Genomic DNA, 13,951 nt, shown 5'->3' with positions numbered 1-13,951 from the left:
TTTATTCTCTAAATTCAGCAAGTTAACCCCATCACTTCGTCTACCAAATTCCAATAACTTTTATCAACATCCTGCACATTTTGTTGGTATAACAGTTGGTATAGTAAGTTCGATAATGCAGATACCATCAGTATGGGAGGTTTTCTATGGCACTCACTGAGGTAAAAGTAAGAAATGCTAAACCTGCGGAGAAGCCGGTAAGCTGACTGATGGTGGTGGTATGCACCTTCTGATTCAGCCCAGCGGTTCGAAATATTGGCGTCTGCAATACCGTTTTGCCGGTAAACAAAAAATGTTGGCGTTAGGTGTTTATCCTGAAATCTCTCTTGCCGCTGCACGTCTTAGAAGAGACGAAGCAAGAAAGCTAATCACAAACAACATAGATCCTGGTGAGAAGCGAAAATCTGAAAAGATTGAAGAAAAAGGGTTGCTCACATTCGAAACGGTTGCCAGAGATTGGCATTCGAGCAACAGGACATGGTCTGATAGTCACAGAACAACAGTGTTAAACAGCTTAATCACTCATCTGTTTCCAGTTATTGGTAAACGGAACATCACTGAACTCAAAACCCGTGATTATTGCTTCCGCTAAAAAACGCTGAGAAAAGCGGGCATCTTGAAGTGGCTTCGCGTTTACAACAACGCATAACAGCCATAATGCGATATGCTGTCCATAACGCTTTGATTGACCAAAATCCCGCCTATGACCTTTCAGGTGCCGTAAAAACACCTAAAAGCACTCATCGCCCTGCTCTCCCCTTCGAACAGCTACCTGAGCTTCTAAGACGAATTGAAGCTTAAAAGGTAAAGGCATAACGCAAATCGCAGTCCAGTTAACTCTGCTAACTTTCATCCGTTCAAGTGAACTTAGGTTCGCTCGTTGGTCCGAAGTGAATTTCAAAAACGGGATATGGACGATTCCGGGAGAACGTCAAGAATTAGACGGGGTAAAATATTCTGACAGAGGCTCGAAAATGAAAAGCCCTCATCTTGTGCCATTGAGCAAACAAACCAAAACCATACTCGAAAAACTTCATGCTATCAGCGGCGATAAAGATCTTATGTTCATAGGGTTTAGTCGTGATGACAAACCAATCAGCGAAAACACTGTCAACAAGGCCCTGCGCACTATGGGCTACGACACAAAGAAGGAAGTGTGTGGACATGGTTTTCGAACCATGGCATGTAGTGCTTTAATTGAGTCTGGATTGTGGTCAAGAGATGCTGTTGAATGTCAAATGAGCCATCAAGAACGAAACTCCGTTCGAGCAGCATACATACACAAAGCAGAACATCTCGAAGAAAGGAAACTGATGCTCCAATGGTGGGCTGACTACCTTGAAGCATGTAAGGTATGACCTGCGACAACGTTCATTTCTACTGTTGAAAGCTCGCGCATTATCGAATCTCCTAATTACAATTGTTTGCGAAAATAACATTTTTACTTCTCATCAATAAAATCCATTGAGAAGGTGAGTTGGCATAATGGATATTGGATATGCCAAATTTTTCAAGAGAAAGGGGTTCATATGAAAACCACTTTTCCGGAAATTTATCTGAATAATTCTCTTCTAACTGTGGGCAATAAGGGTATTTAGAGTCAACATTAATTTTATGGTAAAAAACCAATTCTCTAGATTTGATTTTCTTTACTTCTGGGGACTCAAAGAAGCTATTTCTCGAAAAATCCGTATTCGTATCCAGCTGAAACTCTTTTTCAGGACTGTTTACACCACCGTGCAGTAATAGGTAAGAATCTTTTCCTATGAATTTATTTCTTGCAGCAGGAAATAGATAATTTGCACAAGCAGATGCGCAAACAGTACGAATTGTTATATTAATATGATTTTCCCACATCCAATCAGCTATATCGAGAGCAGCTTCAACGTCACCTCCCATGCTATTGATTGAAATGGATTCAATTTTATCTGGGTGTGGGAAATTACTTAGTGTTGTAAAAGATTCTTTTGATATAAGACCATCAAAGTATACAACATTTCCTTTCTGAACAATGACGGATTCTTCCTGAAAAGGTTTGATATCAGGTATGTCTATTCCAGAAAAACTGTAACCTATAGGTGAATAAGATCCCACTAGAGTAACAACTAAGAATCTCAGTATCTTCAGTGTATAATAATAGTCATTATTCAAAACGATTTTCAGAAAACTTTTTTCGTGACTTGAGGTTTTGGCAGCTAGCATTGACACATCTCCTCCCTGGAGAAATATAAATTGATGCCACAATGTAAGCGATACAAAGAAGGTCTATGGTGCTTTTTGTGTAAGCTACTCGTAACGAAATATAAAGTTAAGTTTAAATAGGTAAATATTTGTAAATTCACTTTGAGGCTACTCTAAGGCTTTACCAAAGCTTTAGAGTATAAAACCCTCTGTTTGGAGTTGACCTTTCGTATGCGTTGTTCACGCTGCCACTCTCTCCTGCGAGTAAAGCTTTCGAGAGATTTTTGCTTCCGTCCGAGACGAATTATTCAAAGATACTAAAATGCAGCCTTTAGAATCCCTACTGTGTGGTTCAGAAAATTATCTCTTTTAGCCTATGGGTCCCCCTGCTACCTTAGATGACAGCCATCGTCCCAAAAAAGGGCTGTTAGACCATTTACCCTGCACAAACATGGCATTGATCTCCTCCCTGAAAACAGTGCCACTTTGAGCCATGCAGCAGGCATTAAAATACCGCCCAATGAGTTGGTCGGCATTTAGCCGCTAGTGCTAGTTTTGCCAAGACCACTAGTCACTCTGAGAGACTGAGTCGTCACTTTGGCTGATAAGTCTCTCAACTATCGCTCGCCCCTTAGGGGTAATTACATAGAAAGGCATTGCTGGCTTATTGCCTTCAACTATGTTGATCATTCCATCCTCCGCAAGTTTCGCTACATAACGTGGTACCTGCCCAACCCCGCCCAAGCCCCTTATCGAAAGCATCCGATCCAGAGTCATCCAAGTCCATTTTTTCTCATCAGCCATTAAAACCTTGAGAATATCCTGTTCTGCTTTAGTCATCATTTAAACGCATCCGGGTGATAAAGTTGATTATCTCGCAAACCGAATTCCTCAAGTGTTGCTGTGTGGGCGTTATTCCATAAATCATACGCTGCAACACCGTCTGTTGGTTGCCCTGACTCCCATCCTAAATTGCAATATCGTTGAAATTCACGGCATTCATGGGTGAAATAGTTCAAATCTACTGGTGCTGGGGCTAAAGTACCGTCAGAGATCTTTCGTAGCCGGTCAATCATAAAGTCATTAGCACTGTCGGGTTCGAAACGCGAAATATGAAGCTCAACGGTATCAACGCCCGCGTGCGTGATGTTAACACCTTCTGTACTTAGCTTTTCAAGCGGCCCACCGGCCAAGTCAGGCTCAAACTCTCGTAGACTTGCAGGCCCTCTTGCTCCATATATTTTTTCAATGCTCTCTATTTCTTGCATTGACCCCAACCGACCAAGCCCAAAGGCCGCGCCGATAGATGCCAAAGCAATAGCCGATCCTGCTGTTGTTTCATTAAGAACTTGATCGTAACCCGCCGGGGCATCTCCTCCGAGCTGCTGAGCTGTTTTGGCGTAGCCTTCTATGTTTCCATTGTAGATACCGCCAGCAGCTAATAACCGCCCGGCAGCTTTACTATTGATTGTCTTAGTTGACTGGGCATGTTGAACAGGCGCTGAACCCCAACCCCCGTAATCATATTTCTGAGTTGGAAGGGCTTTTACACCTTGTCTTTCAGCTACGGCGAATTCATAAGCATCCATAGCCTGTCGAATAAACCCTTCGTGGTACAAGTAGGCTCTGTCACAAATCAGGTCACCATTTTCATCAACGTAAAATGGGTTTTCGACCCAATTCCATTGCTCAGTGGTATCCACACCAATCAGCCAGCCCAACTGAAGATGCTCCTTTATTGAGTCGTAAATGGGATCCACATACCCGGCCTGTGCCCGTCGCCATGTGGGCTGTCCTGAGTAAAGGCGCTCAGGAACACTAAAGGGCCTGAATCTGCTGCGGTAATTTCGCTCATCCAGATCATAGTGGGTTTTAGATTGTTCTAAAGCGTGCTCGGGTGAGCAGATATAGGCGAAGTCTTCTGGGCTGAGTTCCCATTCAATTTCACGGCCTTCGTAGAGTGTAAACATGATGCACCTGCTAATCCTTGCAGTTTGGACTGATCAGATTTTCATCATATTACTTTTTTTGACTTAACCAAAATTATTGTGTTTATATGCCTACATAACATTTAGTTAGTGAAGTAAATGCATGCATTAAAACCGCCAAAAATAGGGCGATTTATTCAGTATGCCACTTCACTATCACTTTGGTTTGTGCCGTAGTTGTGTCAGGTCAAGTGTCTGAGCTAATACATTTTAGGGCAGGTCTGTCACTGACCTAATTTTCCACCCTCCCTTATCTCTAACAAAGCAGGCGGCAACCCGTTTCCTGTCTGCCAGTCCAAAGGACATGTAAACGTTTGTGCAAACAGGATCAATAACCACCTTTTCAGCCGTTATATGCTGTAGCCAGTCCTTATCATCAAAGTCCTGAACTTTCGTGAAGTAATCAACATCAATCTCATTGGCCTTGTAGGCTTTCATCAGGATGGCGTATGTCCCGTGCTCTACGTATCCGGAAAGTTTCGGATTCTCCAGCGGGTTTTCAAGGCCACTAACCTGCTGGATGTACCAACGATAAAATATTTCAGCCTGCTGCTGCGGTGTTGTCTCAGCGCGCGCCACACAGGTAAACATCATTGCAGCCAGAATGTATCTGCGCATCACTCACCTCTTCCGCTAAATTTTATAGGCGGGCTGATAATGGCGATAGGCTTCGCCGGGGTATATTGTTCGCTGTTTAAAATCTGAGTACCAGCTTACTCCATCAAAAATAGCGGTATGTCCATAGGGGGGCCTGGTATCGGCTGGATTACCGCAAGGTCCCCTTTTTCGGGTGGGGTGCCGCCTGGCATCTCATGAAATCCGGCCCCCCTTAGTGACCCACCGAAATCATGAGCGTTCGCATGAGAAATGAGAAGCCCACCCTCCTCAATTGCCCTCGCAACATAACGCGCACAATAACCAGTGCTGTGAGGCTGCGCATGTTGCCTTGCCCAGCTTATTGCTTCCTCTTTATTCCATGTCATATTAATCTCTCCGTTAAAACCGCTCAGATATTAGGCCTCCGGAATTGTTGTTTTGGGTTAATATGTGCCATAGATAACCTATATATTTATCGCCATTTAAATCCCCCTAATGAATACACTCAAATTAACTCTAAAAACCCTCTTATTTGTCATTGTATTGAGTTAAATGCCCGAACTCGAAAACTTTATTTTCATTGAAATAAAATATTATGACTGAACGTTTTTTTGACATCATAGATCCACGTCATACAGCCCCTTAATAAACGGAGAGTTATTGCCACTTAGTTTTATTATTTACGCTTTTTCTTTCCCTGTATCGCTATGAATAACGTTACGATTGCAATAATTCCATGTAATTTTTTCATAACGTAGTGAAGCGGATTCTAAATGATTCATGTCTTCTCTACACCTGCCTGATAGAAGGAGATGCTGAACTAATCATTACGAAACTTAATAAGTCAGTAAACTACTGTTTAAATATCAGCATTGTTTATGTGGTTATCAGGAGTATTCTCCTCGTCAATCATTCAGGTCATACAACCTCTACAGGGAAAAGTGCAATCATGCGCTTACTGGGATTTTTCCTTTTTGCAGTGGCTCTTTTATGCAACACGGCTGTGGCCAGACAGCATACGCCGCCTTCGTCGCAGGATAGTGAACTCATTGAGCAAGGGGATTACACTAACTCAGACGGGCAGGAAATTCACCGTCCGGCGCATACCAAATCGGGAAAAGCGCCCGATGGCGCATCGGCTCAGTGCAGGGATGGAACATACAGTTTCAGTACGCATCGCCGGGGTACATGTTCAAGGCACGGCGGGGTGGCGGCCTGGCTGAACTGAATAAAAAAGCCCACCTTTAAGTGGGCTATTCAGGTTTATCAGCAGGTTAAATTGTCCGGTTTAGCCGATCACCAGCCCGGCACCGCGCCGCCGTTAAAGATTTTCTCCGCCGCTTTTGCCACTTCAGGCGACTGATACGATTTCAGAAACTCCTGCACATTTTCCGCATCTTTATTGTCTGGTCGTGAAACCAGAATGTTCACGTACGGCGAATTTTTATCTTCAATAAATACGCTGTCATGCACCGGTGATAACCCGGTTTGCTGGATATAGGTCGTGCTGATGATCGCCACATCAACTTTCGGATCATCCAGCACGCGCGGTAACTGCGCACCTTCCAGTTCCATAATATTCAGATGATGCGGGTTTGCGGTGATATCCAGCGCCGTCGGCAGCAGTCCTTTGCCCTCTTTCAGGGTGATCAGCTTCTCTTTTTGCAGCAGAAGAAGCGCCCGGCCTAAATTGGTCGGATCGTTAGGGATCGCCACCGTCGCGCCATCTTTCAGCTGATCCACCGTTTTGATTTTTTTCGAGTAACCCGCCATCGGGAACACAAAAGTGTTGCCAACCGCCACCAGATGATAACCGTGGGCTTTATTATCCTGATCAAGGAACGGACGGTGCTGGAAAACGTTCGCATCCAGATCACCATGCTCGGTTGCGTCATTTGGTAATAATGAACCACTGAAACCAACCAGTTCGACATCCAGACCGTATTTATCCTTCGCGACCTTTTTCGCCACTTCCGCCACATCCTGCTCTGCGCCATTAATCACGCCGACTTTGATATGCTTCGTATCGTCACTTTTTTGATCACAACCCGCCAGCAGTAATCCCGCCAGCAATACCACAGCACCCGTGCGTAAATGAGGTAACGTCAGTTTCACTTTTTTTCCTTAAAAAATAACCGCTAATGGACAATGGACTGACTATAGCAGGAGGATTACCGCAGTTTAAAAAACCAATAAAGCACTGCTAAGAAGAAAAAAGTATATAGATGCCCCCCTTAAGTCCGGCTAACCAAAGCTTTTCCTTATATCAGTGATAAAGGGTTTGCTCTCCCTGATACATTTGGGAAAGAGTAGGCAAAACAGAAATCACTGATGAGAACCTGCAAGAATGGAAATTACGGAAGCCGAAGCGCAGCATATTCCTGCGATACAGAAAATTTATGCCTGGCACGTGCTTCATGGAACCGCCTCGTTTGAGACGCAGCCACCGGATGAACGCGAGATGGCGGGTCGTCTGAAGAAAATTAAAGACGCAGGTTTACTCTGGCTGGTGGTTTTGCATGAAGGCGAAGTGAAGGGATATTGCTACCTCGGACATTATCGTGAACGCTATGCGTACCGCCATACCCTGGAGGATTCAATCTATATTGCTCCTGCTTTTCAGAAGCGCGGCGCGGGGAAAGCCCTGCTTCGCCGGGCGATAGACTGGGCAGAAACCCACGGCTATCGTCAGTTGATCGGTAACGTTGGTGACAGCGAAAATAAAGCCTCAATCAGCTTACATCTCGCTGCCGGTTTTCAGATGAAAGGCACGCTGCATTGCGTTGGATTTAAGCATGGCCGCTGGCTGGACACCGTGTTTATGCAGCGCGCACTGGGGGACGGAAACCAGACCCTGCCCGCACCGGATCACTGACAGGAAATCCCTGCGGGCCTTGTTGCTGCCCGCAGGCGACTGATTACTCAATCGCTAATTTTTCCCGCGTGGTTTTACGTGTCGCGCTGCCGCCCCAGACTTCGTTGTATTCGTAACCGGTCAGATCTTTAATCACCTTACGCGCGGTTTCATCACAATCTTCCTGAGCGCCGCCCAGTTTCAGGCGCGCCGTTTCTTTGATCAGAATTTTATGCGTATCCCGCGTTAGTTTGAATTTGAAAGTCATATAGAAACTGATCGCCAGCAACGCACCGGTGGCGAAGATCATCAGACCGATGATCGCGTGTAACGCACTGACCGGCTGAGCGCCCTGCCCTTTCACAAATCCACATTCTTCCAGCACCAGGCCAACGATCATGATGGCAATCGCGACGGTACTTTTACGGGTAAATACCATGACCCCGGCAAAGATCCCCTCGCGGCGTTTTTTAGTGACTATTTCGTCGACGTCCGGAATAAAGCTGTAAATATTCCATGGGATATAATAAAGCCCTGAACGTCCGAAACCTAATATAACAAATATGGAGGTAAATAGGATTAATGGTACTGAGGTCTTGGTGATATAAATATAAAACAGAACAGCCAGCACAATAAATATACACCCATAAGCTATCCGCAACGCAGCTGACGGTGAAAGATTCAGGCGTTCCATAACCATCATATAAAAAATTGTCGATGGCACAGAAACAAAAGCCGCCACACTTAAATAACCGGAAACTGCCCCCACATCCTGATTCAGGCCATAAACCACATAATAGGTAAAGACAGCACCGAATACGTCCATGGCCGTGAAGGAAGCAATATAAATAATAATATGCTGACGAAACATACGGATATTAAACGATGAGATAAAATCTAAAACCAGACGTTTCAGATGATGCCAGAGGTTGCCGCCGGTTTCCATTTCCGGTTCCGGCTCATCCGGATCCCGCACATCTTTGGCTTCCCAGGTACACAGCCATGTGGTGAAAACCGCAATACAAAATACCGTGGCGAAAAACATACCGGTATAGGTATAGGTCATCGGATTATCTTTACCGGTAAACATCATGATCACCCCCGGCACAGACACGGCCAGGAAGCCACCGAGTTGCGAGCAAATCATACGCACACCGGCAAGGCGGGTACGTTCGCCAAAGCGGTTGGTCATCTCTGCCGCCAGCGTTTCCCACGGCACCAGCACCATCGCCGACAGCAATTCAATCGACAGATACGTGCCAAGGTAATACCAGTAGCCCATGTCTTTGATCCAGACCAGCGCATACAGGAACATCAGCGGCGAGCTGAGCAGCAGGAAAAACCGACGGCGGCCAAACCGTTTTCCAAGCCATGTATTGCCAAAGTGATCGGTAATATAGCCCATAATCGGACTTAATACGGCGTCAATCACACGGGCAATAGCAAAAATAGACCCCGCTTCTAAAACGGTTAATCCGCAATACATGGTATAGAAGAATAAAAGCCAGGTACCGATAACGGCGAATGCACCGCCACCAAATAAGTCGGTTACGCCATAGCCTATAGCCGTGCCGTAACCCACTCTGCGTTCAGTAGGTTTCATTATTATTATCCTGTGAATGTGAGGTAATTAATAAATTATTTAATCAGCCAGAGTGATCCATTTCCCTGATTGTGAAGAACGGTAGATTGCCCCGATAATATTCAGAGACACTCCGGCTTGTGAAACAGAGGTATAATTTTTTTCTTCAGGATGTCGAAGTGAATAATAGAAATTTGATACGGCCTGACGGTGACTGTCACCCCAGTAGCTTTTGGTTGCTCCTGACGGGCTGTCATCGCTGACCAGCAATGTTTTGTTTTCTCCTTCAGTCAGCCATAACGTGTTGTGATACAACTGCAGCAGTCCTTTTTCACAGTGGATCTCCAGCAGTAACGGCGAATCTGTGCTGTGGCAGTTGGTGGCATAAAACAATCCGCGGGCCCCGTTGGTCATTTTCAGACTGGCCATGGCGGTGTCTTCATTTTCCGTCACATCACTGAGAAAGGTTCTTTCGACCACCCCTTTCAACGCCAGAACACCGCCACCAAACCACTGCATTAAATCCAGCGTATGAATTGCCTGATTGATCAGCAGGCTGCCGCCTTCGGTGGCAAACCGCCCGCGCCACAGGCTTTCGCTGTAATAGGCATCGCTGCGCGACCAGGTCAGAACGGCTTTGATGCTCAGCATGTTGCCCAGTTGCCCGCTTTCCAGCAGCATTTTGATTTTCTGGCTGGAAGGGTTCAGGCGGTTCTGATGACAGACGCCAATGTGTCCTGCGGCCTTTTCCTCCGCGAGTTTAATGGCGCTGACTTCGCCGCTATTCAGCGCCACCGGTTTCTCGGTGAAAATATGCTTTCCGGCTGCCAGTGCGGCGAGAATAGCCTCCTTGTGCAGATGATGCGGCAGACAGATATGCACCACGTCGATCTGCGGGTCCCTCAACATCTCATGATAATCCGTGTAAAAATCACACCCGTATTCCTGGGCCAGCGCCCGGCCTTTGCCGATATCGCACTCCGCAATCGCGCGTAACCGGCACTCCGGGTTCTGGCGGATCGCCGCTACATGGCAGGTATGGATAGCTCCGCAACCGATCACCGCAGCCTGAAGAGTTTTCATCATCTGCTCCCGTTTCAGTGAGTTTCGTTTGCCAGCATTTGCGCACGGACGCACAACTCGGCGGCTTTAAAGGCATGCTCCTGCGTCATGGCGTTTTCGGTACGGTTCAGGCAGTCAAGGATCAGTTGGCCAAAGAACGGGAAGCCGACGTGGCCGGAAACCGGGAAACGGAATTCGCCTTGCTGATTGACCAGATACACCACGTCCTGTTCGCCGAGCGTGAGATCGACATATTTGCGGATCTCGATATAACCCCCGGTACCGAGCAGCGTCAGACGGCCGTCGCCCCAGGTACTCAGCCCCTCAGGGGTAAACCAGTCGCAGCGGAAATAACCGCGCGCACCGTTTTCACCTTCCAGCATCGTGTCGCCGAAATCTTCAAAGTGCGGATATTGCGGGTGATTGAAGTTGAGTGCCTGTGCCGCCACCACGCGCGCATTATGGTTGCCGGTATAAAACAAAAATTGTTCAATCTGATGGCTGCCGATATCGCACAAGATGCCGCCAAAACGTTCCCGCTCGTAGAACCAGTCCGGACGCCCTTCACCTTCACGGTGCGGGCCCGTCCCGAGGGTCTGGATCACCCGGCCGATCGCCCCTTCCTGCACCAGTTGCCCCGCGAAAACCGCACTTTCAACATGCAGTCGTTCGCTGTAATACACGGCATACTTGCGCCCGGTTTCGGCCACTTTGGCCTTCGCTTGCGCCAGTTGTTCCAGCGTGGTCAGCGGCGCTTTGTCAGTGAAATAATCTTTCCCGGCCGCCATAACTTTCAGCCCCAGCGCACAGCGTTCAGACGGAATGCCTGCCCCGGCGATCATCTGCACTGCCTTATCATCAAGGAGTGTCTGCAATGAATCCGCAACCTTAACCTGCGGATACTGCGCGACAAATTTTTCGACTTTGGCCGGATCAGGATCGTAAACCCATTTCAGGCTGGCACCCGCCTCGATCAGCCCGTTGCACATGCCGTAGATATGCCCGTGATCCAATGCCGCCGCGGCAATCACGAATTCACCGGGTTTCACCACCGGCTGCGGTTTGCCTACCGGCGCGTAGTTCATACCATCTTTATTACTCATGTTCAGGCTCCTTTATCCATGTTTTTACCGAGCGGGATTGCATCTTCATCGGCGAAGTTATCTACAGAGGCGGATTTTTCATAAAAATGCGGTGCCAGCGACATCAGCCCGCCGGTCTGATAAAACGGATCGGAAGGGGTCAGTGGCAAAGAGACAATACTGCGGGTAATGGCTGATTTATAAATTGCGGCGATAAGCTCCAGTGAGCGCTTGCCCTGAATGCCGTCGATCAGCGGCGCGGTGCCGGTTTCCAGTGCCGTCAGGAAATTGTCAATCTGGCCGGTATGCAGGGTATAAGTGAGTTTTGGGACAGACTGATAAATGTCTTCAAGCTGGTTTTCCCGATCCGTATCGCGCGCATCGATCGGGAAACCGTTAGGGGCAGAAATGCTGGCGTATTTATCCCACGGAGCAGAAATGCGCGCTTTCGTGCCCTGGATGACAATTTTCTGATCTTCCCCGTGATGCACCACCGACGCCGTCAGTTGGGTCAGTGCGCCGGAGTCGTATTTGAAAATAGCCGCCGAGAGATCTTCCACTTCGGCATTATCGTGCGCGGCGTTAGTGATCACCGATACCACTTCAGACGGGAAACCGAGCATCCACTGAATTGCATCAATATGATGAACGGCGTGATTGAGTGTGCAACCACCCGCTTCTTTTTCCCAGGTACCGCGCCACCATAAATCATAATAGGAATGTCCGCGCCACCAGAAGGAATCCACTTGCGCATGGCATACCTTACCGGCCTCGCTGGAATCGAGGACTTTTTTCAGCCGCCAGAACGCGTCGGTAAAACGATTTTGCGCAATGATCGATAACGTTTTCCCGCTCGCCTGCACGGCGCTGATCATCGCATCGCATTCCTGTAACGAGGCCGCCATGGGTTTTTCGCAAAGTACATGTTTCCCCGCATTCAGCGCATTAATAGAAATCTCAGCGTGAACATACGGTGGCGTACAAACGTCAAAAACGTCGATATTCGCATCATTGAGGATGTCCTCATGGCTGGCGTAGACTTTGGCTCCCGTGAGGCCGTAATGACGTTTTTTCTCTTCGGCTTTCTCCGGGTAAATATCTACCAGCGCAACAATCTGGCAACGGTCAGCAAACTCTAAATATCCCTGAATATGATTATGCGAAATATTACCCGTACCAATGATTGCTATTTTTAACATTATTTTACTCCTTAATATTTTACCGGACAGCAGACGAATTTAAGCGACATAAAGGACGTCACCCTGTTGAATTCTTTAAATATTCAGCGCGGATAAATACCTTATTTCTTGTTTGTGAGGTTTATATTCTGGAGAGTAGTAATGGTTTTTTTTTCCAACAACTGCTATTTGTGACAGGAATTGCAGTGCTGTTTGCGGGATTTGCTATCATCCTGAATAGCCCATGAATTACAAACAGTTAACCGTGGCAATAAGTCCATCTTCTTATGAGGCGTTGATCACAAAATGACGGGAAAATTAAAAATCAGGCAAATAGCGGAATTAACCGGGCTATCTCCGAGCACCGTTTCCCGTGTGCTGGCAGGGAAAGCAAATGTCAGCCCGCAGGCAAAAGAGAAAGTATTTACCCACGCAAGAAACATGGGTATTTTGCGCGATATTCCTGCCAGCCGTCTGTTAATGAATTGTCTGTTGATCTGCGCGCCACCCGCCGCCTTCTCCCCGCATGAAGACCGGTATTATTATGAAGTGATCCAGGAAATAAGCACGGAAGTGGCGCGCTTTGATATACACGTGCGCAAATGTACGCTGGCGGTGAATGAGCCGGATATTGCTGTTTTTATGCAGGCACTGCATCAGCCGGATGTCGACGGGATCGTCATTATTGGTATTGATGATGTGATGCTGTACCGGCTGGCAGCAGAATCCAGCAAACCGGTGGTGATGATCAATGCCAAGGACAGTGAGATGCGTCTGGACTGCGTCTCGGCAGACCATTATTCCATCGGTTACAGCGCGGCAAATTACCTGTTCCTTAAAGGCCATCGCCCGGTGTTGTTGTTTACCGACCTGCGGCGAGAAACCATGATGCAACGGCTGGACGGTTTTAAACGTGCCTGTCTTGAGCATCACGTTGCATTCGAGGATACAACCCATTTGCTGATTAATCATGGCAATGGCCGGGAACAGGCCAGACAAACAATGGATAAATATCTTCGGGAGCATAAACGCGAGTCCTTACCTTCGGCCATTATCTGCGGCGGCGATCCGATGGCGTTAGCGACTGTGGAAGTCCTGACGGAGCACGGTATTAATGTGCCGGAAGATATTTCGGTGATGAGTCTGGATTTCGCTCACGAATCGAAAAGCGCGGCAGCGCAAAATTTCACGGCCGTGCACCTGCCATGTCGTGAACTGGGAACTGAAGCCGTGTATATCCTGCAAAGCCGTCTGATGCGCACCAATGGCGCGAAATTCAATCTGTTGTTACAGGGGAAAATTCATGCCGGCCAGTCGGTAGCCGATGTGAAATGGAAACGCAAAGGGTTGCAGCATACCGCCCGTTAGCCAACTGCCGGGGGCACATTCTCAGCGTCGCCATTGATTAACTCCTGCTAAACTTTTGG

Annotated in this window: 12 protein-coding genes and 1 pseudogene; 4 read left to right on the top strand and 9 right to left on the bottom strand. The window is 47.4% G+C overall.

The genetic code is table 11. The annotated features are described in order from the left end of the window. Positions 1 to 146 precede the first annotated feature (146 nt). Positions 147 to 1,358 (top strand): annotated as a pseudogene (locus EVX52_RS17290) (tyrosine-type recombinase/integrase). A 52-nt stretch (positions 1,359 to 1,410) separates the two neighbouring features. On the opposite strand, the gene EVX52_RS17285 reads toward EVX52_RS17290, so the two are convergent. The 4 genes from EVX52_RS17285 to EVX52_RS17270 form a co-directional block, all read right to left on the bottom strand. Continuing rightward, positions 1,411 to 2,202: a hypothetical protein gene (locus EVX52_RS17285; RefSeq protein WP_129952269.1), complete on the bottom strand. Its 792-nt coding sequence runs from the start codon at positions 2,200 to 2,202 to the stop codon at positions 1,411 to 1,413. 546 nt (positions 2,203 to 2,748) lie between these two features. Then, positions 2,749 to 3,024 (bottom strand): hypothetical protein, encoded by a 276-nt coding sequence (locus EVX52_RS17280; RefSeq protein WP_129952268.1) that lies wholly within the window; start codon positions 3,022 to 3,024, stop codon positions 2,749 to 2,751. Beyond that, positions 3,021 to 4,151 (bottom strand): hypothetical protein, encoded by a 1,131-nt coding sequence (locus tag EVX52_RS17275; RefSeq protein WP_129991737.1) that lies wholly within the window; start codon positions 4,149 to 4,151, stop codon positions 3,021 to 3,023. Before EVX52_RS17275 ends, EVX52_RS17280 begins: the two co-directional genes overlap by 4 nt. 228 nt (positions 4,152 to 4,379) lie before the next feature. After that, positions 4,380 to 4,787, bottom strand: a complete 408-nt coding sequence (locus EVX52_RS17270) for a DUF3828 domain-containing protein (protein WP_129991736.1) — start codon at positions 4,785 to 4,787, stop codon at positions 4,380 to 4,382. 928 nt (positions 4,788 to 5,715) lie between these two features. On the opposite strand from EVX52_RS17270, the gene EVX52_RS17260 reads away from it, so the two are divergent. Continuing rightward, a complete protein-coding gene (locus EVX52_RS17260; protein ID WP_129952265.1) occupies positions 5,716 to 5,994 on the top strand; it encodes a DUF3761 domain-containing protein in 279 nt (92 codons plus the stop codon). A gap of 68 nt (positions 5,995 to 6,062) precedes the next feature. Here EVX52_RS17260 and nlpA read toward each other — a convergent pair whose 3' ends face one another. Next, positions 6,063 to 6,881, bottom strand: a complete 819-nt coding sequence (gene nlpA / locus EVX52_RS17255) for a lipoprotein NlpA (RefSeq protein ID WP_129952264.1) — start codon at positions 6,879 to 6,881, stop codon at positions 6,063 to 6,065. 232 nt (positions 6,882 to 7,113) lie between these two features. Here nlpA and EVX52_RS17250 point away from each other — a divergent pair, with 232 nt between their 5' ends. Then, complete coding sequence (locus EVX52_RS17250; protein WP_129952263.1) at positions 7,114 to 7,641, top strand: GNAT family N-acetyltransferase; 528 nt, start codon at positions 7,114 to 7,116, stop codon at positions 7,639 to 7,641. A gap of 43 nt (positions 7,642 to 7,684) precedes the next feature. Here EVX52_RS17250 and EVX52_RS17245 read toward each other — a convergent pair whose 3' ends face one another. Genes EVX52_RS17245 through EVX52_RS17230 form a run of 4 tightly spaced genes read right to left on the bottom strand, consistent with a single transcriptional unit; the run spans position 7,685 to position 12,545 of the window. Further along, entirely contained in the window at positions 7,685 to 9,223 is a 1,539-nt protein-coding gene (locus tag EVX52_RS17245; protein ID WP_129952262.1) for an MFS transporter, read from the bottom strand. Positions 9,224 to 9,262: 39 nt separating this feature from the next. Continuing rightward, positions 9,263 to 10,285 carry a Gfo/Idh/MocA family protein gene (locus tag EVX52_RS17240; RefSeq protein ID WP_129991780.1) on the bottom strand — a complete coding sequence of 341 codons (1,023 nt, stop codon included), beginning with the start codon at positions 10,283 to 10,285 and terminating at the stop codon, positions 9,263 to 9,265. Positions 10,286 to 10,299: 14 nt separating this feature from the next. Further along, positions 10,300 to 11,367, bottom strand: coding sequence for a Gfo/Idh/MocA family protein (locus EVX52_RS17235; protein ID WP_129952260.1), 1,068 nt, complete (start codon positions 11,365 to 11,367; stop codon positions 10,300 to 10,302). Between the two features lie 2 nt (positions 11,368 to 11,369). Then, a complete protein-coding gene (locus EVX52_RS17230) occupies positions 11,370 to 12,545 on the bottom strand; it encodes a Gfo/Idh/MocA family protein (RefSeq protein ID WP_129991735.1) in 1,176 nt (391 codons plus the stop codon). A gap of 285 nt (positions 12,546 to 12,830) precedes the next feature. Here EVX52_RS17230 and EVX52_RS17225 point away from each other — a divergent pair, with 285 nt between their 5' ends. Continuing rightward, positions 12,831 to 13,892: a LacI family DNA-binding transcriptional regulator gene (locus tag EVX52_RS17225; protein WP_129952258.1), complete on the top strand. Its 1,062-nt coding sequence runs from the start codon at positions 12,831 to 12,833 to the stop codon at positions 13,890 to 13,892. The last annotated feature ends 59 nt before the right edge of the window (positions 13,893 to 13,951 follow it).

This window comes from Rahnella sp. CFA14(1/10) (assembly GCF_004195095.1).
Classification (GTDB): Bacteria; Pseudomonadota; Gammaproteobacteria; order Enterobacterales; family Enterobacteriaceae; genus Rahnella; species Rahnella perminowiae.
Note: the sequence above shows the minus strand (reverse complement) of the source record. Positions and strands in the feature narration are given on the sequence as shown.

Excerpts from the sequence above, each read along its gene's own strand:
- EVX52_RS17285 (WP_129952269.1), bottom strand. The coding sequence starts at position 2,202 with ATGCTAGCTGCCAAAACCTCAAGTCACGAAAAAAGTTTTCTGAAAATC.
- EVX52_RS17280 (WP_129952268.1), bottom strand. The coding sequence starts at position 3,024 with ATGATGACTAAAGCAGAACAGGATATTCTCAAGGTTTTAATGGCTGAT.
- EVX52_RS17275 (WP_129991737.1), bottom strand. The coding sequence starts at position 4,151 with ATGTTTACACTCTACGAAGGCCGTGAAATTGAATGGGAACTCAGCCCA.
- EVX52_RS17270 (WP_129991736.1), bottom strand. The coding sequence starts at position 4,787 with ATGCGCAGATACATTCTGGCTGCAATGATGTTTACCTGTGTGGCGCGC.
- EVX52_RS17260 (WP_129952265.1), top strand. The coding sequence starts at position 5,716 with ATGCGCTTACTGGGATTTTTCCTTTTTGCAGTGGCTCTTTTATGCAAC.
- EVX52_RS17250 (WP_129952263.1), top strand. The coding sequence starts at position 7,114 with ATGGAAATTACGGAAGCCGAAGCGCAGCATATTCCTGCGATACAGAAA.
- EVX52_RS17245 (WP_129952262.1), bottom strand. The coding sequence starts at position 9,223 with ATGAAACCTACTGAACGCAGAGTGGGTTACGGCACGGCTATAGGCTAT.
- EVX52_RS17240 (WP_129991780.1), bottom strand. The coding sequence starts at position 10,285 with ATGAAAACTCTTCAGGCTGCGGTGATCGGTTGCGGAGCTATCCATACC.
- EVX52_RS17235 (WP_129952260.1), bottom strand. The coding sequence starts at position 11,367 with ATGAGTAATAAAGATGGTATGAACTACGCGCCGGTAGGCAAACCGCAG.
- EVX52_RS17230 (WP_129991735.1), bottom strand. The coding sequence starts at position 12,545 with ATGTTAAAAATAGCAATCATTGGTACGGGTAATATTTCGCATAATCAT.
- EVX52_RS17225 (WP_129952258.1), top strand. The coding sequence starts at position 12,831 with ATGACGGGAAAATTAAAAATCAGGCAAATAGCGGAATTAACCGGGCTA.